The 19903-nt window shown below is 73.6% G+C and carries 21 protein-coding genes; 7 read left to right on the forward strand and 14 right to left on the reverse strand.

Annotated features, from left to right (window positions below; translation table 11 throughout):
• Positions 1-18: 18 nt before the first annotated feature.
• The 4 genes from ABTY61_RS00685 to ABTY61_RS00700 all read right to left on the reverse strand — a co-directional run bounded on the left by ABTY61_RS00685 (position 19) and on the right by ABTY61_RS00700 (position 3645).
• A complete protein-coding gene (locus ABTY61_RS00685) occupies positions 19-1758 on the reverse strand; it encodes an ABC transporter permease (RefSeq protein WP_350502688.1) in 1740 nt (579 codons plus the stop codon).
• Positions 1759-1920: 162 nt separating this feature from the next.
• Positions 1921-2877 (reverse strand): DUF1648 domain-containing protein, encoded by a 957-nt coding sequence (locus ABTY61_RS00690; RefSeq protein ID WP_350502689.1) that lies wholly within the window; start codon positions 2875-2877, stop codon positions 1921-1923.
• A 41-nt stretch (positions 2878-2918) separates the two neighbouring features.
• Positions 2919-3266 (reverse strand): GntR family transcriptional regulator, encoded by a 348-nt coding sequence (locus tag ABTY61_RS00695; protein ID WP_350502690.1) that lies wholly within the window; start codon positions 3264-3266, stop codon positions 2919-2921.
• 85 nt (positions 3267-3351) lie between these two features.
• Positions 3352-3645: a hypothetical protein gene (locus ABTY61_RS00700; RefSeq protein ID WP_350502691.1), complete on the reverse strand. Its 294-nt coding sequence runs from the start codon at positions 3643-3645 to the stop codon at positions 3352-3354.
• A 204-nt stretch (positions 3646-3849) separates the two neighbouring features.
• On the opposite strand from ABTY61_RS00700, the gene ABTY61_RS00705 reads away from it, so the two are divergent.
• From ABTY61_RS00705 to ABTY61_RS00715, 3 genes are all read left to right on the forward strand, one after another.
• On the forward strand, positions 3850-4404 hold the full coding sequence (locus ABTY61_RS00705) for a universal stress protein (protein WP_350502692.1): 555 nt from the start codon (positions 3850-3852) through the stop codon (positions 4402-4404).
• Between the two features lie 6 nt (positions 4405-4410).
• Positions 4411-4839 carry a hypothetical protein gene (locus ABTY61_RS00710; protein ID WP_350502693.1) on the forward strand — a complete coding sequence of 143 codons (429 nt, stop codon included), beginning with the start codon at positions 4411-4413 and terminating at the stop codon, positions 4837-4839.
• A gap of 280 nt (positions 4840-5119) precedes the next feature.
• Positions 5120-5716, forward strand: coding sequence for a GNAT family N-acetyltransferase (locus tag ABTY61_RS00715; protein ID WP_350503069.1), 597 nt, complete (start codon positions 5120-5122; stop codon positions 5714-5716).
• Positions 5717-5785: 69 nt separating this feature from the next.
• Here the strand turns inward: ABTY61_RS00715 and ABTY61_RS00720 are convergent, their stop codons facing one another.
• Complete coding sequence (locus ABTY61_RS00720) at positions 5786-7519, reverse strand: alkaline phosphatase family protein (protein ID WP_350502694.1); 1734 nt, start codon at positions 7517-7519, stop codon at positions 5786-5788.
• Between the two features lie 143 nt (positions 7520-7662).
• Positions 7663-8259 (reverse strand): hypothetical protein, encoded by a 597-nt coding sequence (locus ABTY61_RS00725; protein ID WP_350502695.1) that lies wholly within the window; start codon positions 8257-8259, stop codon positions 7663-7665.
• A 161-nt stretch (positions 8260-8420) separates the two neighbouring features.
• Here ABTY61_RS00725 and ABTY61_RS00730 point away from each other — a divergent pair, with 161 nt between their 5' ends.
• A complete protein-coding gene (locus tag ABTY61_RS00730) occupies positions 8421-8987 on the forward strand; it encodes a hypothetical protein (RefSeq protein ID WP_350502696.1) in 567 nt (188 codons plus the stop codon).
• 33 nt (positions 8988-9020) lie between these two features.
• The gene (locus ABTY61_RS00735) at positions 9021-9704 is read left to right on the forward strand and encodes a GOLPH3/VPS74 family protein (RefSeq protein ID WP_350502697.1); all 684 of its coding nucleotides are present in this window, start codon (positions 9021-9023) and stop codon (positions 9702-9704) included.
• A 63-nt stretch (positions 9705-9767) separates the two neighbouring features.
• Here ABTY61_RS00735 and ABTY61_RS00740 read toward each other — a convergent pair whose 3' ends face one another.
• From ABTY61_RS00740 to ABTY61_RS00755, 4 genes are all read right to left on the reverse strand, one after another.
• Complete coding sequence (locus ABTY61_RS00740; protein WP_350502698.1) at positions 9768-10184, reverse strand: methyltransferase domain-containing protein; 417 nt, start codon at positions 10182-10184, stop codon at positions 9768-9770.
• A 189-nt stretch (positions 10185-10373) separates the two neighbouring features.
• Positions 10374-10586 carry a DUF397 domain-containing protein gene (locus ABTY61_RS00745; protein WP_350502699.1) on the reverse strand — a complete coding sequence of 71 codons (213 nt, stop codon included), beginning with the start codon at positions 10584-10586 and terminating at the stop codon, positions 10374-10376.
• Entirely contained in the window at positions 10568-11413 is an 846-nt protein-coding gene (locus tag ABTY61_RS00750; protein WP_350502700.1) for a helix-turn-helix domain-containing protein, read from the reverse strand. Before ABTY61_RS00750 ends, ABTY61_RS00745 begins: the two co-directional genes overlap by 19 nt.
• 378 nt (positions 11414-11791) lie before the next feature.
• Complete coding sequence (locus ABTY61_RS00755) at positions 11792-12550, reverse strand: SDR family oxidoreductase (protein ID WP_350502701.1); 759 nt, start codon at positions 12548-12550, stop codon at positions 11792-11794.
• Between the two features lie 173 nt (positions 12551-12723).
• On the opposite strand from ABTY61_RS00755, the gene ABTY61_RS00760 reads away from it, so the two are divergent.
• A complete protein-coding gene (locus tag ABTY61_RS00760) occupies positions 12724-13620 on the forward strand; it encodes a helix-turn-helix domain-containing protein (RefSeq protein WP_350502702.1) in 897 nt (298 codons plus the stop codon).
• A gap of 58 nt (positions 13621-13678) precedes the next feature.
• Here the strand turns inward: ABTY61_RS00760 and ABTY61_RS00765 are convergent, their stop codons facing one another.
• The 4 genes from ABTY61_RS00765 to ABTY61_RS00780 form a co-directional block, all read right to left on the reverse strand.
• Positions 13679-14095, reverse strand: coding sequence for a DUF3592 domain-containing protein (locus ABTY61_RS00765; RefSeq protein WP_350502703.1), 417 nt, complete (start codon positions 14093-14095; stop codon positions 13679-13681).
• Positions 14096-14201: 106 nt separating this feature from the next.
• Positions 14202-15434: an NAD(P)/FAD-dependent oxidoreductase gene (locus ABTY61_RS00770; protein ID WP_350502704.1), complete on the reverse strand. Its 1233-nt coding sequence runs from the start codon at positions 15432-15434 to the stop codon at positions 14202-14204.
• Positions 15435-15583: 149 nt separating this feature from the next.
• Positions 15584-15994 (reverse strand): nuclear transport factor 2 family protein, encoded by a 411-nt coding sequence (locus ABTY61_RS00775; RefSeq protein ID WP_502895190.1) that lies wholly within the window; start codon positions 15992-15994, stop codon positions 15584-15586.
• 28 nt (positions 15995-16022) lie between these two features.
• Positions 16023-16826 carry an MBL fold metallo-hydrolase gene (locus ABTY61_RS00780; protein ID WP_350502705.1) on the reverse strand — a complete coding sequence of 268 codons (804 nt, stop codon included), beginning with the start codon at positions 16824-16826 and terminating at the stop codon, positions 16023-16025.
• Between the two features lie 289 nt (positions 16827-17115).
• On the opposite strand from ABTY61_RS00780, the gene ABTY61_RS00785 reads away from it, so the two are divergent.
• Positions 17116-19887 carry a SpaA isopeptide-forming pilin-related protein gene (locus ABTY61_RS00785; protein ID WP_350502706.1) on the forward strand — a complete coding sequence of 924 codons (2772 nt, stop codon included), beginning with the start codon at positions 17116-17118 and terminating at the stop codon, positions 19885-19887.
• The last annotated feature ends 16 nt before the right edge of the window (positions 19888-19903 follow it).

The raw sequence follows: 19903 nt of genomic DNA on the forward strand, positions 1-19903 counted from the left end.
CTCCTCGGGTAGCGGGTCTCAGAGGGCGTAGCGGGTCTCGGAGAGCCGGTAGAGCCGGCGCCACAGCAGCCGGTTGAGCGCGACCACGTAGACGCTCATCACGGTCACTCCGACCAGGATCTTGGGGAAGGTGCCGGTGCCGGTGGCGTCGGCGATGTACGAGCCGAGCCCGGTGGCGGTCAGGTGGTGGGAGCCGTAGTCGACCACCTCGGCGACGATCGAGGCGTTCCAGGCGCCGCCGGCCGCGGTGATGCCGCCGGTGACGTAGTACGGGAAGACGGCCGGCAGGACGAAGGCCCGCCAGCGCAGTCCGCCCCGGACCTGGAAGCCGGTCATCGCCTCGCGCAGGTCGCTGGGGATCGCGGAGGCCCCGGCGATCACGTTGAACAGGATGTACCACTGGGCGCCGAGCGCCATCAGCAGCACCGAGCCGATGTTCAGCGAGACGCCGAGCGCGACGAAGGCGGCGGTGGCGAAGGGGAACAGGAAGTTCGCCGGGAAGCTGGCCAGCACCTGCACCACCGGTTGGGCGAAGCGGGTGACCTTGGGGTTCATGCCGATCCACACCCCGATCGGCACCCACACCAGGGTGGCCACCGCGAGCAGCACCAGCACCCGTGTGAAGGTGGCCGCGCCGAGCGCGAAGGCGTGGCCGAACTCGCCGAGGCCGACGGTGGTGTGGACGTAGTCGAAGGCCCGCCAGGCGCCGAAGACCACGACGGCGGCGACCGCGCCGGCGAAGAACACGTCCCCGGTGCGCTCCCGGGTGGCGGGCCGGGCGAGCGGGTGCTCGGCGAGGCCGAACACCCGGGTGGCCCGGTCCAGCGCGGACCCGAGCGGGCGCAGCGGGCGCCCGGCCAGCTCCGGCAGGCTGGAGCGCCGCAGCAGGTCCAGGACGATGCTGCGCGGCCGGTCGGCGGCCTCCGACTCCTCCACCCGGAAGCGTTCGGACCAGGCCGTCATCGGCCGCCAGAACAGCACGTTGACGCCGATCACCATGACGACCATCACGCCGATCGCGATGCCGACCTGGCCGAGGTCGCCGTTGCCGATGGCGGTGGCCGCGTAGGAGCCGATGCCGGGCAGCGCGTAGTGGTGGTTGAGCACGCTGATCGACTCGGAGGCGGCGAGGAAGAACCAGGCCCCGCCGAAGCTCATCATCCCGTTCCAGACCAGCGGGATCATGCCGCTGGGCACGTCGAGGCGCCAGAACCGCTGCCACTTGGTCAGCCGCATCACCCGGGCCGCCTCGTCCAGTTCGCGCGGCTGGCTGACCAGCGAGTAGTAGAACGCGAAGGTCATGTTCCAGGCCATCGAGGTGAAGATGGCGAAGACCGACGCGCATTCGAGGCCGAGCGTGGAGCCGGGGAAGAGGTTGATGAAGGCGGTGACGGTGATCGACAGGAAGCCCAGGATCGGCACCGACTGGAGGATGTCCAGGACCGGCAGCAGCACCTTCTCGGCCCGCCGCATCCGGGCGGCGGCAGTCGCGTAGACGAAGGTGAACAGCACCGAGGCGATCAGCGCGACGAACATCCGCAGGAGTGAGCGGACGGCGTAGAACGGCAGCTCGGACGGGTCGGTGGAGACGGTGGCGGGGGCCTGGTCGGGCAGGAACGGGGCGTCCAGCGAGGGGGCGAGCCGCAGCAGCCCGTACAGTCCGGCGACCAGCGCGGCGGCGACCAGGACGTCCACCCAGCGCAGTCCGGGGCGGCGCCACACGCCGCGCGAGGGGAAGCCGCCGCTGCCGTCGGCCACCTGCACCACCGTCCGTCCGCCGCTCACCGCGCTGGGGCGGGCCGCGCCGGCCCGACCGCGCACCAGCCTCGCCGCAGACGGACCGGCCCGCCACCGGAGGCGGGCCGGTCCGTCCGCGGTGGCGGGGCCTGGTCGTCTGCGGTGGCGGGGTCCGGCCGGGGGTCAGCGGGTCGGGGCGTCCGCCCGGGCGATCAGGGCGTTGAGCAGGGCGGCCCCGCGCTCGGCGTCGTCGACGCTGACCGCGAAGTCCGTCCCGCGCCTGGTGCGGACCACCAGGCACTCGCCCCGGCGCAGGAACACCGTGGAGCCCCCGCGGTACGCCCGGTAGCCCCAGCCGCCGGCCTGGCGGGCGGTGAGCTGCTCGACCCGGGCCGAGACCAGCTCGCCGGGGGCGAGGTGCCGGGCGGGCCAGCCGAACGGGCCGAAGCCGACGTGCAGGCCCTGCGGGCTCACCCGCACCCGTACGGAGGAGCAGAGCAGGAGGGCGACGGGGGACAGGCCGAAGAGGACGATCCCCGGCCAGTCGGGCCGGTCCAGGCCGCCGATCCGGGTCAGCAGGGCGGCCACCGACAGCAGTCCGAAGAGGGCGGCGGCCACCTGCATCCACGGGTTGGCCGCGGAGGAGAGCCAGACCAGCCGCTGGCCGGCCGGCAGGTCCAGCACCGGGGTGCCGGGTTCGGCCGGGGCGGTGGCGGCCGGCCGCGTGGCCAGCCAGGTCAGCACCCCGGCCGCGCCGGCGGCCACGATGATCAGGACCACCTCGATGCCCATCGGGGCGGCATCCTGCCAGCGGGCGCGGTCCAGGTTGGCGTGCACGATGGAGGCCTGCGCGCCGGTCAGCAGGACGCCGGTGGCGGCCAGGGCCGTCCCGTGGGCGCCCCGGCCCCGGCCGGGCCGGAACCGCAGGGCGGCCCCGGTGCCGAGCGCGGTGAGCAGCCAGACGGCGGCCGGGAACAGCGAGGCCGCCGTCAGCGACATCGAACCGTCCGGGGCGCGCCCGGTCCAGTGGGTCGCCACCGGGTCGGGCAGCCGGTCGCCCGCGAGCTGCGGAAGCGCGAGCAGCAGCGCCAGCACGCCGAGCGTCCAGACCACCGCCCCCCACAGTGCCCCCCGGCGCACCGGCCGGATTGAGTCGGGCTCTCCGGCCGGTTCTTCGTTCCTCACGACATCCCCCTGATCAGGTCCACGAGATCGTTCCTGCTGTAGCCGGCCTGGGCCGCGTCCGCGACCAACTGCCGGACCCGCTCGACCAGTTCGGTGCGGGTGTCGGCGTCGCTGGCGATCGTGATGCCGCGGCCCCGGCGGAACTCCAGCACCCCCTCGTCGCGCAGGGCGCGCAGCCCGCGCAGGACGGTGTTGGTGTTCACCCCGAGGGCCCGGGAGAGCTCCCGGGCCGGTGGCAGCTTGTCACCGGGGGCGCATTCGCCCTCCGCGACGGCCCGTCGGATCGCGCCCGCCACCTGCTCGTGCAGGGGGCGGGCATCGCCAAGGTCCAGCTTCAGCAACATGGTGCTAGTGACGATAGCACCATTCGGTGGTGGTGCCAGTGCCGCGCGGGGCGCCCGGCGGGGGAGCGGGAGTACTCCCGCCCGGTCAGGGGATGTAGAGGCTCTGCGCTCCGGTGACCCGGCTGTCGTCACCGGCCTGGATGACCTCGACGACCTCTCCGCCGCAGTCCGCGCCGGAGTGGATCTCCGCCGCCGCGTCGGTGAGGTTGTCGACGATGCTGGCGGCCTCGTCCAGGGCGTAGCAGCCGGAGGGATCGGTCTGGGTGGTCCCGTTGATGGCCAGGTCCCCGGTCGCCGCGCCGGCCGGAACGGAGGTCAGGGCCAGGGCGGCGGCGGTCATCAGCGGGACACCGAGAGCAGCGCGAAAGGTGATTCTCATGCCGTATGCATAACCGTTCGAGGTGGGCGCATCGTGGTCCCCGCCCCTCGGCTGGGCCGGACGGGTGAGGCGGCCGACCCGTGTATGGAGTGCGTACGGAACGCCGCCCGGGGCGTCAGGAAGGCGTCAACGGGGGCCGGGCGGGCGGCCGGGAGGCGATTGGGTGGAGAGCGACGGAGAACCGGAACCACACGAGGACGGATCATGTACGGCGACGGGCGGCACCAGGACGACACGGCACCCAGGGTGGTGGTCGGGGTCAGCGGGTCACTGGGGAGCCTGGCCGCGCTGCACCGCGGCCGGGCCGAGGCGCGCGAGCGCGGCGCCGTGCTGTGGCCGGTGCTCGCCTGGGAGCCCCCGGGCGGTGAGCACGGCTACCGGCGCTCGCCCTGCCCGTCGCTGCTCGCCGCCGTCCGGGAGGCCGCCGAGCGGCGCCTGGACGAAGCGCTGGAGGCGGCCTTCGGCGCGGACGGCCCCGGCGTGCCGATGCAGCCCGTGGTGATCCGCGGCGAGACCGGCCCCGCCCTGGTGCACCTCGCCGACCGGCCGGACGACCTGCTGGTGCTCGGCCGCAGCGGCGGCCCGCTGCGCCGCCGGCTGCGGCGGCCGGTGTCCGCGTACTGCGCCCGCCGGGCCGGCTGCCCGGTGCTGACCGTGCCGGTGCCCGAACTGCTGCACGACCTGGAGGCCCTGCACCGCCGCACCCGCTGGCACCTCCCGGTCGGGCCCGCGCCCGAACTGCTCGCCACGAAGGGGTAGTCACGGGTGCGGATGTACTCGGCCGGCCCCGGCGGCAGCCGCTACCGCCCGGTGCTGGACCGGCTCCCGCCCGGGGCCTCCGGCACCGCCGCCCTGCTCGGCGGCGGCCTCTTGGCCCTCGCCCTCGGCCTGATCGGGGAGCTGCACTCCGGCCCGCCCGCCCTCGCCGCGTACCTGGCGCTGTGCGTGCTGGTGGGGCACTTCTCCCGCCCGCGCGCCGCGCCCGTCGTCGGCCTGGCCGCCTGGCTGTGCTGCAACGCCTTCGCCGAGCACCGGCACGCCGAACTCGGCTGGTCCGGCACGTGGCCCGAGGCCTGGCACTACGCGGCGTTCACCGCCGCCGCCCTGCTGCTCCCGCTGCCCGCGGCGCTGCCCCGCCGCAGGGTCCGGGTGGCGCTGCTGCGCCTCGACCGCACCACCTCAGACGCGCCTTGAGGCGCCCCGAGAACGGTCCGCCCCCTCCTGGGACGGGCTGCCGCCGAACCCCCGGGCCCCGGCCGGTACTCCGGAGCCCGCGACGGCCGGTGGAAGACAGGTGAAGGCGGGGCGCCCCGGCGCCCCGCGGTGGAGTGGCCGCCGTTCGGACAGCGGGCCGCCGCCCGCAGCGGCCACTCCACCGCCACCCCGCGCACCGCCATGTCCCGCTCTTCGTGGTCGAGTTGGTGCCCCCGCCCTGGTGGCCGGGAATAAGGGCGCGGAGGATGTCCGTATGCGGATGACGAACGCGGACCGGCCGAGGGGCGTCACGGGCGAGGACGTCGGGCCGACGGCCCGGCTGCTGGCCCGGGCCTTCGGCGACGACCCGATGATGTGCTGGTTCTTCCCCGAGGAGGCCACCCGGCCGGCCGCGCTGGCCGGCTACTTCGACACGCTGCTCACCCGGCAGTACCTGCCGTACGGGGTGTGCGAGCGCACCGGGCACGCGGCCGCGATCTGGGTCGCGCCGGAGGCCCAGGAGAAGGCCGTGCCGGACGAGGGCACGATCCGGGAACTGGCCGCGCTGCTCGGCGACCGGGCCGACTGGTTCCGGGAGTGCGTGGCGGCCGCCGCCGCGACCGCGCCCCAGGAGGCGCACTGGTACCTGGCGCTGCTCGGCACCGACCCGGCCGCCCAGGGCCGGGGCCAGGGCGCCGTACTGCTGCGCGCCGGCCTGGCCCGGGCGGACGCCGCGGGCCTGCCGGTCCACCTGGAGTCCTCCAAGCGGGAGAACCTCGCCGTCTACCGCCACTTCGGCTTCGAGGTGCTGGAGGAGGTCCGGCTGCCGGCCGACGGCCCGACCCTCTGGACGATGCGGCGCGCCCCGGGCGGGTAGGACAGGACAGGCCCTGGAGGCCTTTCCCCGCAGCCGGTGTCCGACCTCGCTGCGGGGCACCCGGCGGGGTCAGTCCCGGGGCGGCCGGGCGATGCGCAGCCCGGCCCGGCCGAGTTGTCCGGTGATGTCCGCGAGGTAGCGCTCGGCGTCGGCCACCGTTCCGATCCCGGCGGCCCGCCGGCGGATCCGGTCGTGCTCCTGCGGGTGCAGGCGGGCCTCCTGGATCGCCGCCGTCTCGACGAACCCGCGCAGCGTCGCCGTGACGGGCCGGCCGGGATCGGCCGGGCCGGCGGCCTCGGCCTTCCAGGACACACCCGACTCGGCCGGGTCGGGCAGGGTGCGGGGCGCCTCGCGCGGGGCGTCGGCGGAGAGCAGGTGGAGGAAGTCGTTCGCCCGGGCGTCGCGGTCGGTGAGCGGGGCCAGTCCGAACAGCCGCTCGACGGTGGCGAGCAGCGAGCCGTGGTCGTACGGGGTGTGGTCGATCAGGTTGCAGTTCCGCCCGCCGCTGCCGCCCTCCGTGCCGGCGCCGCTGCCGCCCTTCGTGCCGCCGTCCGTGCCGCCGGGTGCGGCGGCCGGGACCCACGGGGAGACGACGACGGCGGGCACCCGGACGCCGAGCCGGTCGAAGCGGAAGCCGTGGGCGCTGTGCTCCGGGTCGGTGCGGTCGCCCGGCGGGACGGCGGCGGGTGGCGGCACGTGGTCGTAGAAGCCGCCGTGTTCGTCGTAGGTGATGACGAGCAGGCTGGACTCCCAGAGCGGTGAGCGCCGCAGCCCCTCGTAGACGGACTTGATCAGCGCCTCGCCGTCGGTCACGTCGTCGAGCGGGTGCTGGCTGTTGCCGCAGCGGAAGTCGCCGCCGTGGGTGAGGACGTGGCCGTAGTTCGGCTCGATGAAGGTGTAGGCGGCCGGGTAGGCGGGGTCCTGGAGGTGTTCCGCCAGGTCGTCGAGGTGGTGGTAGTGCTCCACCGTCGTCGGCAGGTCCATCCCGGCGAGCGCGCTGACCTGGGGGAGCGCGTCGCCGGCGTAGACGCGCCACGGGAGGCCCTTGGCGTCCAGGGCCTCGTAGAGCGTCCCGTGCTCGAACGTGTAGCCGCTCAGCCGCGACCGGACGGTGTCGACCGGGTCGGGGCTGTGGTCGAGGCCGGCGGAGCTCGCCGCGTGCAGGAAGAAGCGGTTGGGCCAGGTCGGCCCGGGCAGGGCGGAGAACCAGCGGTCGCAGACGGCGAACTCGCGGGCCAGGGTGCTGAGGACGGGGAGCTGGTCGGCGGTGAAGCAGGCCATGACGGCGCCGGGGTCGGCGAGGGCCTCGGCGTTCTGCTTCACCGTCGCCTCGTTGACGTAGTTGTCGACGAAGCCGTCCAGGGTGATCGGCGGGTAGGTGCCGTCGTAGGCGCACCGGTCGTCGTGCGGACGGCCGGTGATGGCGGTCGAGGCGAGCTGGAGCTGGACGTCGCAGAACTCGTGCGGCGGGTCGACGGGCAGGGCGAAGGGCGCGCCGATCCGGACGGGGTAGTCCTTGCCCGCGTGGTGGTTGCCGGCGCGGGTGTCGGGGCCGTCGACGGTGGTCGGCGCGCCGGTCACCGCGTCCGTGCCGACGCCGTGGCGGAGGCCGCCGTCGGCCACCGTGCCGGTCGACACCCCCAGCATGTGGTCGAACGAGCGGTTCTCCAGGACGAGGACGAAGACGTGCCGGATCCGCCCCTGGGGTGCCGGTGCCCGGCCGGCCCGCAGCCCGGCGAGCCAGGCGTGCCACTCCTCCCGCTCGTGGGTGATCGCCTGCCGGATGCGTTCGATGGGCTCCATGCGCCCACCCCAGCACTGGTGGTGACTGACAGTCAAAGGCCCACGCCGGTCGGTGGTCGGTCGGTCCTCGGTGGGGAATTCCGGCGCCGCGGGTCCACCCGGTGGCAACAACGGAGCGTCGCCGGGGCTTCCGCCCGTCGGCCTCAGTGCGCGAAGGGCGGCTCGAAGCAGCCGGTTTCGGGGTAGGGGCCGCTCGTCCGCACCTGGTAGTCGGCCGGGTGCACCCACCCGAGGACGCAGGCGTCGGGGCGGACCCGGAGACTGAGCACGGCGCCCTCGGAGGTGACGTAGCCCCGGTCGCTGGTGAAGCGCGGCTCACCCGACCACACGGTGAGCGCGCCGAGGGTCTGCGTGGTGTTCGGCCTGGCGTCCTCCGACGGGTACCCGAGCCGGAGCAGTGCGGTGCGCACGCTCGCCGGGTCCCAGGTGCCGGATTCCCAGAGCCGTTTGAGGACGGGCTCGATCCGGTCGGCCTCCGTGCGTGCCTGCTGCTCGGCGGCGGGAGTCAGCTCGCGGGCGGTGCGGGAGCTGTTGTTCTCGCCGTGGTGCGGAGCGCCGTCGCCGGCCCCGGGCTCCACGTGGGGTGTGGCGTTCGGGCCGTCCGTGCCGGTCGGAGTGGCCGGGCCGGCTGCCGCCGGGTGTGCGGTGCGCTGTCCTCCGCAGGCGGTCGAGCCGAGGACGACGGCGCCCAGGAGGGCGACGGCGGCGAGGCGCCGGGGCCGCGTGCGGAGGAAGACCATGGGACCGGCTCTCTCGTGGTGGGGAAGACGTCCTCGGTGGGGCGCTGTGCCGCCCCGGGTCCCGCGCCGATCCTGGCGCGTTCTTGACGTGCGAAGGATTCTAAAGGAAGAGAAAAGCAGGCGTATCGTTCAAGCAAAGCAGCATCCGTGGGAGGGGCCCGATGGAGACGACCAAGCTGGAGCCGTACCGGCACGCGCCCGGCGACGCGGACGGGGGCGGTGAGGACAGGGGCGGTCGGGGCGGCGCGGGCGGTGCCGACGCACCGGAAGGCGACCCCGCCGCCCTGCTGCGCCCCACCCGGGAGGCGCTGGCGGCCCGCCGGGCCCGCCGACTGCCGCGCTGGAAGCGGCTGTTGCAGCCGGGGGCGGCCGGGCGCTCGGCCTGGATCCGGCTGGAGGCGGACGCCCAGGCCGAGCGCCTCGGCCGCCGGACTCCCGGCACCGAGCACGTGCTGCTGGCCCTCCTGGCACTCCACGAAGTGGCCCGCCAGGAGCCGGAGTCGGTGCCGGAGGCGGACGCCGGGGAGCTGCTGGCCGGCCTCGGCGTCGACTACGCCCGCGCGCACGCCGCGCTCGACGCCGGTGAGGTGACGCTGCCCGCCGATCCGCGCTCGGTCGAGGCCTACCTGTCGGGCGGCGCGGCGGACGGCGGCGCCGAGGCGCTGCTGCGGGTGCTGCTGGCGGAGGACACCCGGGCCCGGCGGCTGGCCGAGGCCCTGCGATCATGAAAGCCGCTGAGCGATGAGAGAGGAAGGATCCCCATGCAGGTCACCCTCGCCGAGGAGCTGGTGCTGCTCTCGCTGGACGACAGGACCGGCGCGCCGAAGGAGGGCGTGGGTACCGCCTGGGCCGCCGCGGGCGGCCTGCTGGCCGAACTGGTGCTGGCCGGACGCGTCGAGGTGGCCGACGGCCGGCTCGGCGTCGTCGACCGCACCCCGACCGGCGACCCGCTGCTGGACGGCCGGCTGGAGCGCCTCGACGAGTGGATCGCAGGGAAGCGCCCGGGCCGGGCCAAGGCCGGGGACTGGCTCACCAAGGACCGGGCCACCGTCGTCCGGGACACCGAACTGCGGCTCTGCGAACGCGGCCTGGTCACCGAGGAGCGCCACCGCGTCCTCGGCATCTTCCCGGTCCGGCACTACCCGGAGGCCGACGGCAGCGTGGAGCGCGCGCTGCGCGAGCGCCTGACGGCCGTCGTCCTGGACGGTGACGAGCCGGAGCTGCGCACCGCCGCGCTGATCGCCCTGCTGCACTCGGCCAAGCTGCACCGGCTGGCCTTCCCCGACCTGCCGCGCAAGCAGGTCCAGCCGCGCTTCGCCGAGATCGCCGCGGGCGACTGGGCAGGCGAGTCGGTCGGCGAGGCGATCCGGAACATGCAGGCCACCATGGCCGCCGTGATCGCCGCCACGACCGCCGCGACAACCGTCGCCGCGACGGTCAGCTGACACGCCGGCCCGCCCCGCCTGGCGGCGGGGCGGGCACGGTTGCCATGCGTTGCTGAACGTGGATCAAGCTGAGTAGGCGAGGCGGTGTTCCCATCGAAGGTCGCCGTTGTCGCCGATCCAGTACGTGTGTGCCCTGTTGGTGATGCGGAGCTGCACGGCGGTGATGTCCGGGCTACCGGCATCCTGCCAAGCGAGAAGGGACCGCTCGATGACGTCCCACAGAGCGACGGGGCCGCCCTGGCGGACAAGCCACGCCTCGCCTGCGGCGATGAACTCGGCGAAGGACTCGCGCTCCGGGTCGAAGAGGTAGAGGAGCCGTACGCCGTCGTCCGCCGTGGCCCGGACGAACTGAGCGCCGGGTGCGGCGAGCTGGGCGATGAAGGCCGGCATCCACTCGCTCAGGATGGTCGGCGCGACCTCGGCGGGCCGCTCGTTCTCGGGGAAGGCGGTGCGGGCGGACAGGTCTCCGGCAATCGGCATGGCGGCCTGCGACCGCGCCTGCATGAACGAGGAGCGGTCGATGATTCGGCCGTCGGCGGGTGTCGGTCATGGTGCTCACCCTTCCGCTCCAGACAGCAACGACGGAGAGTCGCCCTGGCGTCCACCACCTGGGGGCTACTTCAAACGCCGCCGGGCCCGCTCTTGGAGGAGCGGGCCCGGCGACGTGACTCACGGTGCTCGGAAGACTCCGGCCTTGATGTCGGCAATGAACGCCGACCACGCCTCGACGGAGAAGGTCAACGAGGGCCCGTCCGGATCCTTCGAGTCACGTACGGGGACGGTGCTGTGGAAGCCGTCGGCGACCTCGATGCACTGTCCCCCATCGCCGTTGCTGTAACTGCTCTTGCGCCAGGTGGCGGCGCTCAGGTCGGGGTCGCGCATCGTGCGTAGTCCTCCATCGCTGTCTGGATCACAGCCGCTGACTCGTCCGGCGGCAAGGCCGAAGCCTTGAGCAGATCGTAGGACAGCCGGAACCCTCTGACAGCCTCAGCGTCTTCCTCAAGATGTCCCGTGTGACTGCCTTCCATGTAGGCGCTCTCGGCCCCGTTGGGAAGCGTGAGTATCGTCAGTGATCCGCCCATCGCCGGATGCGCCCCGCATGCGAACGGCAGTACTTGGACCACGACACCGGGGTGCTGCGCTGCCGCCGGCACGCGGCCCAGCTGCTCCGTCATGCAGGCCGGACCGCCCACGGGGCGTCGCAGGGCAGCCTCGTCGAGGATCAGCCAGAGGTGAGGGGGCACGGGCCGGGCTAGGATCTCCTGGCGTTCCAGCCTGGAGGCAAGCTTCTCCTCGACACGCTCATCCGTGTCCCGTGGGCTGCCGGTGCGCAGTACCGCGCGGGCGTAGTCCTCGGTCTGTACGAGCCCCAGGATGACCTGCGCACAATAGACTTGGATCAGGCTGGCCTGCGCTTCGAGGTCCATGTACCGGCGGTATCGGTCGGGGAATTGTTCCCGTCGAATGATCTCCCACAGGCCTTCGAAGAGATCACCCGTGCCGAATGCGGCATCGAGTTTTCCGGACAGCGGAGGTAGCGGGAGGCGTTCCGCCTTCTCGACGCCGTGCAGATGCGTCTTGCTGTAGTTGACGATCTCGGAGAGCCGGTCCAGCGACAGCCCCGCGTTCGCCCGATGGCGTTTCAACTCCCGACCGTACAAGTCGCGTGCCGAGCTCAGCGGGTCGAGTTCTTGTGTTCGAGCTGCCATCTGGCGTGCTCCCTTTTGTTCCCGAACAGCATGCGGAACATGACGCAGGGTCAAGGGTAGCGACTGCTGCGTAACGATGGAGGCGCAAGCGATACCCCGGCGACCGCGCGAACGGCCCCGGGGCGTGGCCAACCTGGACGAAAGCAGGCTGACGATGAACGACTCTACCGACGTCTCGCACCCGGGCCGACTCTTGAGGGTGTGGTACTGGGTGCGCTACCGGCCGGGAGACTGGTGGTTCCTCTACTTCTCGCGCCGACCGGCGGCGTGCCGACTGCGGGCGAAGCGGCGGCAGCTCCGGGCCGAGCGCGCGTGCCGATAGAACTCCGGCCTTCCCCCACCCGAGCGGTGGGGGCAGGCCTATGGGAGTGGGGCCGACTACCTCGTGGTGTAGCCGCCGTTGGCGAAGAGGGTCTGCCCGGTGATCCACCAGCCGTCGGTGGCCAGGAAGGTGACGATCGGGGCGATGTCCTCGATCTGTGTCAGCTGGTTGCCCATCGCCTGGGACTTGTGGAAGGCCACCCGCTCCGGGGTCTCCTGGCCGTAGAAGAACGGGGTGTCCATCGGCCCCGGGGCGACGCTGTTGACGGAGATCCCGCGCGCGGCGAACTCCTTGGCCGCCGCCCGGGTGTAGTGCTCGACCGGGGCCTTGGCACCGGCGTAGGTCGAGTAGCCGTCGGTGAAGGCGGCCAGCAGCGAGGTCAGCACGGTGATCACCTTGCCGCCGTCGTGGAGCTGCTTGCCCGCCTCGCGGATGAAGAAGTACGCGGCCTTGGCGTTCACCGCGTGCATCACGTCGTACTCGGCCTCGGTGGTCTCGACGATCGGCTTGCGCAGCACCATGCCGGCCGTGTTCACCGCGACGTCGATCCGGCCGAAGGTCTCCTTCGCGGCGGCGAAGACGCGCTCCACCTCGGCGACCACGGTCAGGTCGCCCTGGACGGCCACGGCCTCGCCGCCGGCCTCCTTGATCGCCGCGACGGTGGCCTCGGCGGCCGGCGCGGTCGCGTCCGAGTGGTAGTGCACGACGACCTTGGCGCCGTCCGCGCCCGCCGAGCGGCTGATCAGCCCGCCCAGGTTCTTCGCGCCCGCGCCGACCAGGACGACCTTGCCCGCCAGGGAGTGGTTGTTGCTCATGATCTACGGCTCCTCGCCGGAAGAGTGGGGATTGTTCGCCCGACCACTGTCCGGGGCGCGGGCCCTCCGGGGCTTGAACAATCCGACGGGCCCTGGAACGAACCGCTCACGATCAGCCGGCCGGGGCCGCGCGCGTTCGTCGTTCCGCGCCCGGACGGACCAGAATCGGAAGCATGGCGACTCCGACGACCCCCGCACAGCCCGTACGCACCGGCTCCTCCGCGATCAAGCCCCACCTGGTCCGGCTCTCCGGCAGCGGCGCCGACCTCGACGCGGGCGTGGTCGAGCGAGGTCTGGAGCGGGCCGGCGGCGCGGGGGAGGCGGCGGCCGGCCCCACCCGGCACGTCGTGGCCGTCCACACCGGCAGCTCCGCCGACCTCAGCTGGCGTGCCGACGGGCGCCCCCGCCGGGAGCGCTTCCACCGCGGCCAGGCCCTGGTCAACCCGGCCGGCTGGGCCGCCCGCCCGCGCTGGGAGCAGGACGCCGAGCTGATGCTGGTCGCCCTCGAACCCGCCTGGCTGGAGCGGCTCGCCACCGAGGCCGACCGGCCCGGCCGGCTGGAGCTCGCCCCGCGCTTCCACCTCACCGACCCGTTCCTGGGCATGCTGGTCGAGCGCCTGGTCGCCGAGTACGAGGGCCCGCAGCCCGCCGACCCGCTCTACGCGCAGTCCCTGCTCCAGGCCCTCGCCGCCCACCTGATCCGCACCGCCGCCACCCGTGGCCCCGCCCTGCCCGAGCGCGAGGGCGGGCTCACCCCCAAGCGGCTGAACCGGGTCGTCGACCACATGAACGGCTACCTGGACGGACGGCTGTCGCTGAACGAGCTCGCCGCCGTCGCGGGCGTCAGCCCCTCGCACTTCACCCGGGCGTTCCGGGCCTCCACCGGCCAGTCCCCGCACCAGTACCTGGTCCGGCTGCGCCTGGAGCGGGCCCGCCGCGCCCTGCTCACCACGGACACCCCGATCGCGGCCATCGCCCAGCTGTGCGGCTTCGCCGACCAGAGCCACCTCACCCGCACCATGCGGCTGCACACCGGCCTCACCCCGGCCGGCCTGCGGGCGGGCCGCTAGCCGGGGCCTGTACGGCCTGTACGGCCTGTACGGCCTTTACGCCTGTACGGCCCCCGGCTCAGAGCACGGCGGCACCGAGGGTGATCGAGGCCAGCACCATCAGCAGCCCCAGCGCGACGAAGCCGTACTCCAGCCGCACCCGCTCCCGTCCGTCCACCAGCACCTGCCGGGGGTCCGCCGGGTCGTAGCGCACGGGGACGTAGCCGCCGTCGGGCAGCGGGTGGCGGGCGGTGGACGGGACGGGGGAGAACACCTCGAAGACCCGGCCGTCCGCGGTCTCGAACTGCAGCAGCGGGCGCGGCGGCAGCGCGCGGTCCTCCGGCGTCGCCGCCCGGGCCCGCACCAGCGCCCGGACCGGCACCCCGACCCGGCGCAGCCGCCGTAGCTCGCGCAGCCCGACCACCCCGGCGAGGTAGGCGACCACGCCGCCCAGCGCACCGAACACCACCACGGCGAACCCGGCCGTCCCACCCACCGCGCGCCTCCCAGCCCGAAGTACCAGCCCCGAGACTTCCCCTCGGACCCCAGTATCGCCGAGCGCGTGCGGTCCTGACGTTCGGCGGGTGTCCCCGCCGCGCTGCCTAGACCTGGGCCAGCGGGACCTTCGGGTCGGCGAGGCGGTCGGGGTCCACCGGGCGCCGGGAGACGATGAGTTCGCGGATCGGGTCGGTGACGTCCCAGACGTTGACGTTCATGCCGGCCAGCACCCGGTCGCCGGACAGCCAGAAGGCGATGAACTCGCGGGTGGCCGGGTCGCCGCGGAACACCACCCGGTCGTAGCCGCCGGGTTCGGCGTAGCCGAGGTACTCGAGGCCGAGGTCGTACTGGTCCGAGAAGAAGTACGGGACGCGGTCGTAGACGGCGTCCGGCTGCCCGAGCAGGGCGCGGGCGGCGGTCTGCGGCTGGTTGAGGGCGTTGGCCCAGTGCTCGACCCGGAGGTGCCGCTCGAACAGCGGGTGGTAGGCGTTGGCGACGTCGCCGGCCGCGTAGACGTGCGGGTCCGAGGTGCGCAGGTGCCGGTCGGTCCTGATGCCGTTGTCGACCTCCAGGCCGGCCGCCTGGGCCAGCGCGGTGGCGGGCGAGATGCCGATGCCGACCACCACCGCGTCGGCCGCCACCGCGCTGCCGTCGCCGAGCCGCACGCCGCTCACCGTGCCGTCCGCGCCGGTGAGTTCGGCGACCTGCACGCCGAAGCGCAGGTCCACGCCGTGCGCGCGGTGCAGGTCGGCGAATACCTGGGCGACCTCCCGGCCGAGCACCCGCAGCAGCGGCAGTTCCATCGCCTCCAGGACGGTGACCTCGGCGCCCGCCGTGCGGGCCGCGGCCGCCACCTCCAGGCCGATCCAGCCCGCGCCGACCACCGCGATCCGGGCGCCCGGGTGCAGCGCGGCCTTGATCCGGTCGCTGTCCTCGACCCGGCGCAGGTAGAGCACGCCGTCCTGGTCCGCGCCGGGCACCGGGAGCCGGCGCGGCACCGAGCCGGTGGTCAACAGGAGCTTGTGGTAGGCGATTTCGCCGTCGTCGGCGAGCGTCACGGTGCGGGCCGCCGGGTCGATCGCGACCACCGCCGTGCCCAGGCGCAGCGTGACGTCGTGCTCGGCGTACCACTGCGGGGGGTGGACGTAGATCTTCTCCCGGCCCTCCTTGCCGAGCAGGTAGCCCTTGGACAGCGGCGGGCGCTCGTACGGGCGCTCGTGCTCCTCGCCGATCAGCACGATCCCGCCCCGGTACCCGGCCCCGCGCAGGGCCTCGGCCGCCTTGGCGCCGCCCAGGGAGGCCCCCACGATCACGATCGGCCGCTCGCTGCCCACCATGCCCGACTCCTTGCTCTCCGTTGCGGATCAGGCGTCTGACGGATCAGGCGTCTGGGGATCGGGCGTCAGCCTGCCGCCGCCGGGGTGGTGTGTCGAGGCAGTGCCGGGCGCGCCGCGCCCCGCCCGCCCGTACGGGTGAACGGGGCGCCTCACGGTGTCGTCGCGTCCCTGACCAGCGCGGTGTCGGTGAACTGCTCGAAGCGGACGATCCGGCCGCCGCGCACGACGAAGTGGTGGGCGACCCGCACCGCGAGCGGCTTTCCGGTGGCCTTGTGGACGGCCGTGTAGCGGGCCAGGACCACCACGTTCTCGCCGTCCACCACGTAGTGGTCGTCGTGCGCCGTCCAGTTGTGCCACTCGGCGGCGAGGCGCTCCATGACGTTGGCGGTGACGCCCTTCGGGGTGCGGTAGGTGCCGGCCAGCGGGAAGCCGGCCATCTCGGTCCACTCGACGTCGTCGGCGAGGGTGCCGCGCAGCGCGGCCAGGTCGCCCCTGGCGGAGGCCAGGTACTGGCGGCGCACCACGTCGGCGGGGGCGGCGGACTCGGCGAAGCCGGACACGTCCCGGGGGATCTCGATCACCGGGTGCTCACCCCCACGCCATCTCGCCCATGGCGACCTTGGTGCCGATGTCGACCGCGATCCGCAGCCCCAGCTCCGGGAAGCGCCGCTCCAGCGCTTCCTTCGCGCCGGCGGCGTCCGCGGCCCGGCCCAGCTCGGTCTCGAAGGCACGCAGGTAGGCGCGGGTGTGGTCGAGGGCGTTCAGGTCCGTGGGCGCGTCGGCGACCCGGTGGCCGGCCGCCACCCAGGTCGGGTGGAGCGCCTCCATCTCGTCCAAAAGGTCGATCCAGGCGGCCCGTTGGGCGGCGGTGGGGGTGTCGGCCGTCCACACGTGCAGGCCCTCGAAGAGCAGCACCCCGCCGAGCACGGCGCGGTGGTGGTGCTGCCACAGGTAGTGCCGGTCGGGCAGGTGGAAGTCGGCGCCGCGCAGCTCGAACCGGTGGCCCTCGAAGACGATCTCGTCCCCGGGCAGCACCTCCGGCCGGACCAGCCGGGTCGGCAGTTCGGGGCCCAGGTGCGCCCAGGCGCGCAGCTTGTCCTCGTAGGTCTCCTGGATGTGCTGGACGGTCGAGGCGGTGGCCAGGAAGCGGGCGTGCGGGAAGGCCTCCTGGACCTCCTGGGCGCCGAAGTAGAAGTCCGGGTCGCCGTGGCTGACGAAGACCGTGGTCAGTCGCTTGCCGCTGGCGCGCACCCGCTCGACCAGCCGGCGCCCGTCGGAGCGGGTGAAGCCGGCGTCCACCAGCAGGGCGTCGTTCGGCCCGGTGACCAGGACGGCGGTCTTGTTGAGCGAGCTGTCGGGGGCGTCGATGATCTCGAAGTCGAGAGAACTCATGCCGTGAAGTCCTTCCTCGGGCCGGGCACGCCTCGTCGCCAGGATCCGTGCCGGGGCACCGGCCCGCATCCGGAGAGCGGGCGGTTGCTGCCGATCGGGTGCTCCCGTTCCGTGCTCGGGGGACACCCCGTGCGCGTCGCCAGTCGCCCGGGCCGTGCCCCAGGAGACTTCCAGGGCCCCATCGTGTTCACGTCATGAGAGGACCGCGGTGAAGCCCAGTCAGAGACCGGCGGCACCACCCGTCGGCTGGAGACGCCGACTAGGCAAGGCGATGACATCCGCCCTGGCCTTGACGCTCGTACCCTTCGCCATCTCACTCGCCGCACCCACCCAGGCCTCGGCGGCCGGGCTGCCGGGCGGGCTCGGGCCCTGCCTGGGCGCGGACTGCCCGGCGACGTTCCCCCCGGTCAACAACGGCCCCTTCGCGGGCCGCGACGCCGGGATCAACATCTTCGTCGGCGGTGACTTCAACGTCGGCGGCTCGGCCGCCGAGGCCGAGGGCCACGTGGTGACCCTCGGCAACTTCAGCCAGAACAAGGCCGCCGGGGCCAGCTCCGGGTACAACATCGGCATCGTCGGCGTCGGCTCGCGGGTGCCCCCGCCGGACGGCGCGGACTTCCTCACCGCCGGCGGAAACGTCACGGTCGCCCCGGGCCAGCGGCTGCTGGCGGACGGCGGCGTGGTCCGCTACGCGGGCACCGCCACCGGCACCATCACCGGGACCACGACCCAGGACGGCCAGGCCGTCGCCGCCTACACGCCGCTGCGCGGTCAGCTGCAGTCGGCGAGCGAGTGCTACGCCGGGGTCGGCACACCCCGGCCGGCCACCGGGACGGCCGTCAACCAGGGCTACCAGACCCTGTTCACTGGCGACGGCAGCTCCGCACTCCAGGTCTTCAACGTCGACTTCGACCTGGTCGGCAACGGCGGCTCCACCCAGGGCGTCGCCTTCGCCGGGATCCCCACGAACGCGACGGTGCTGGTCAACCTGGTCGGCGGCGCCCGCACCATCAACACCTACAGCGGCAGTTTCGACGACAACGACCCGTGGAACCGGCTGCGCCCGCGTCTGCTGTGGAACTTCCCGACCGCGAGCACCGTCACCCTCACGGGCTCCGGGCAGTTCCAGGGCAGTGTGCTGGTCGGCAACCCGGCCAGCACCAGCACGATGAACCTGCCCGGCCTGAACGGGCGCTTCTTCACCACCGGTTCGCTGCTGCACAACTCCGGTTCGGGCATGACCGGCACCGAGTTCCACGCCTACCCCTTCAACGGTGACCTGCCCGACTGCGGCAACCCGCCGATCGCGACCGCGTCGACCAGCGTGACCAAGGTCGACTCGGCGACCTCGCAGCCGCTGGCGGGCGCCACCTTCCAGCTGTGGCGGGAGACCAACGGCGTCGCCGGGCTGCAGACCTCGGGCACCACCCCGGACACCAAGGTCGGCGCCCCCTGCACCACGGGGGCGGACGGCGTCTGCTCCGCCGGCGACCTGCCGCTGGGCACGTACTACTGGCAGGAGACGGCGGCCCCGCCCGGCTACGACCTGCCGCCGCAGCCGGTGGCGACGGTGGTCCTGGACACCAACGGGCAGAACGTCCCGGTCACCGTCGCCGACACCAAGACGCCGGTGGTCGAGACCGCGTCGACCAGCGTGACCAAGGTCGACTCGGCGACCTCGCAGCCGCTCGCGGGTGCGGTCTTCCAGTTGTGGCGGGAGACCAACGGTGTGCCCGGCTTGCAGACGACCGGGGCCAACCCGGACACGGCGGTCGGCTCGCCGTGCACCACCCCGGCCTCGGGCGTCTGCTCGGCGACGGGTCTGCCGCTGGGGACGTACTACTGGCAGGAGACGGCGGCCCCGCCCGGGTACGACCTGCCGCAGCTCAACGTGACCGAGGTCGTGCTCGACACCAACGGGCAGACCGTCGGGGTGACGGTGGCCGACACCAGGACGGCGGCCCCGACCGGTTCGACGTCGGTGACGAAGGTCGACTCCGCGACCGGCAAGCCGTTGGCCGGCGCGGTCTTCCAGTTGTGGCGGGAGACCAACGGCGTGCCCGGCTTGCAGACGACCGGTGCCAACCCGGACACGGCGGTCGGCTCGCCCTGCACCACGGGGGCGGACGGCGTCTGCTCGGCGCACGGCCTGCCGCTGGGCACGTACTACTGGCAGGAGGTCTCCGCGCCCAACGGCTACGAGCTGCCCGACCTGAACGTGACCACCGTGGTGCTGGACACCGACGGGCAGACCGTCCCGGTGACCGTCCAGGACACCCAGACCGTCGCCCCGACCGGTTCGACCTCGGTGACGAAGGTCGACTCCGCGACCGGGCAGCCGCTTGCGGGTGCGGTCTTCCAGTTGTGGCGGGAGACCAACGGTGTGCCCGGGCTGCAGACCACGGGTGCCAACCCGGACACGGCGGTCGGTTCGCCCTGTACCACCCCGGCCTCGGGCGTCTGCTCGGCGACGGGTCTGCCGCTGGGGACGTACTACTGGCAGGAGACGGCGGCCCCGCCCGGGTACGACCTGCCGCAGCAGCCGGTGACGACGGTGGTGCTGGACACCGAGGGGCAGAACGTGCCGGTCACCGTGAAGGACTCCAGGACGGCCGCGCAGACCGGCAGGACGACCGTCACCAAGGTGGACGCCGAGACGGGCAAGCCGTTGGCGGGTGCGGTCTTCCAGTTGTGGCGGGAGACCAACGGTGTGCCCGGGCTGCAGACCACCGGGTCCAACCCGGACACGGCGGTCGGCCCGCTCTGCGCGACCGACGTCAACGGCGTGTGCTCGGCGGACAACCTCCCGCTGGGGACGTACTACTGGCAGGAGGTCGTCGCGCCCCCCGGGTACGACCTGCCGCAGGACGCGGTGTCCACGGTCGAACTGACCAAGGACTGCCCGTGCGTGGAGATCACGGTCGCGGACAGCAGGACGTGTCCGCCGGAGCCGTGTCCGCCTGAGCCGTGCCCGCCGGAGCCGTGCGACCCGCCGGACCACCCGTGGGGCCCGGACGCCGACCGTATCCCGGTGTCCGGCGTCCACGGGGGGCGCGCCTGACCGGCCGTCCCGCGCG

This window comes from Kitasatospora sp. NPDC096128 (genome assembly GCF_040303105.1).
Classification (GTDB): domain Bacteria; phylum Actinomycetota; class Actinomycetes; order Streptomycetales; family Streptomycetaceae; genus Kitasatospora.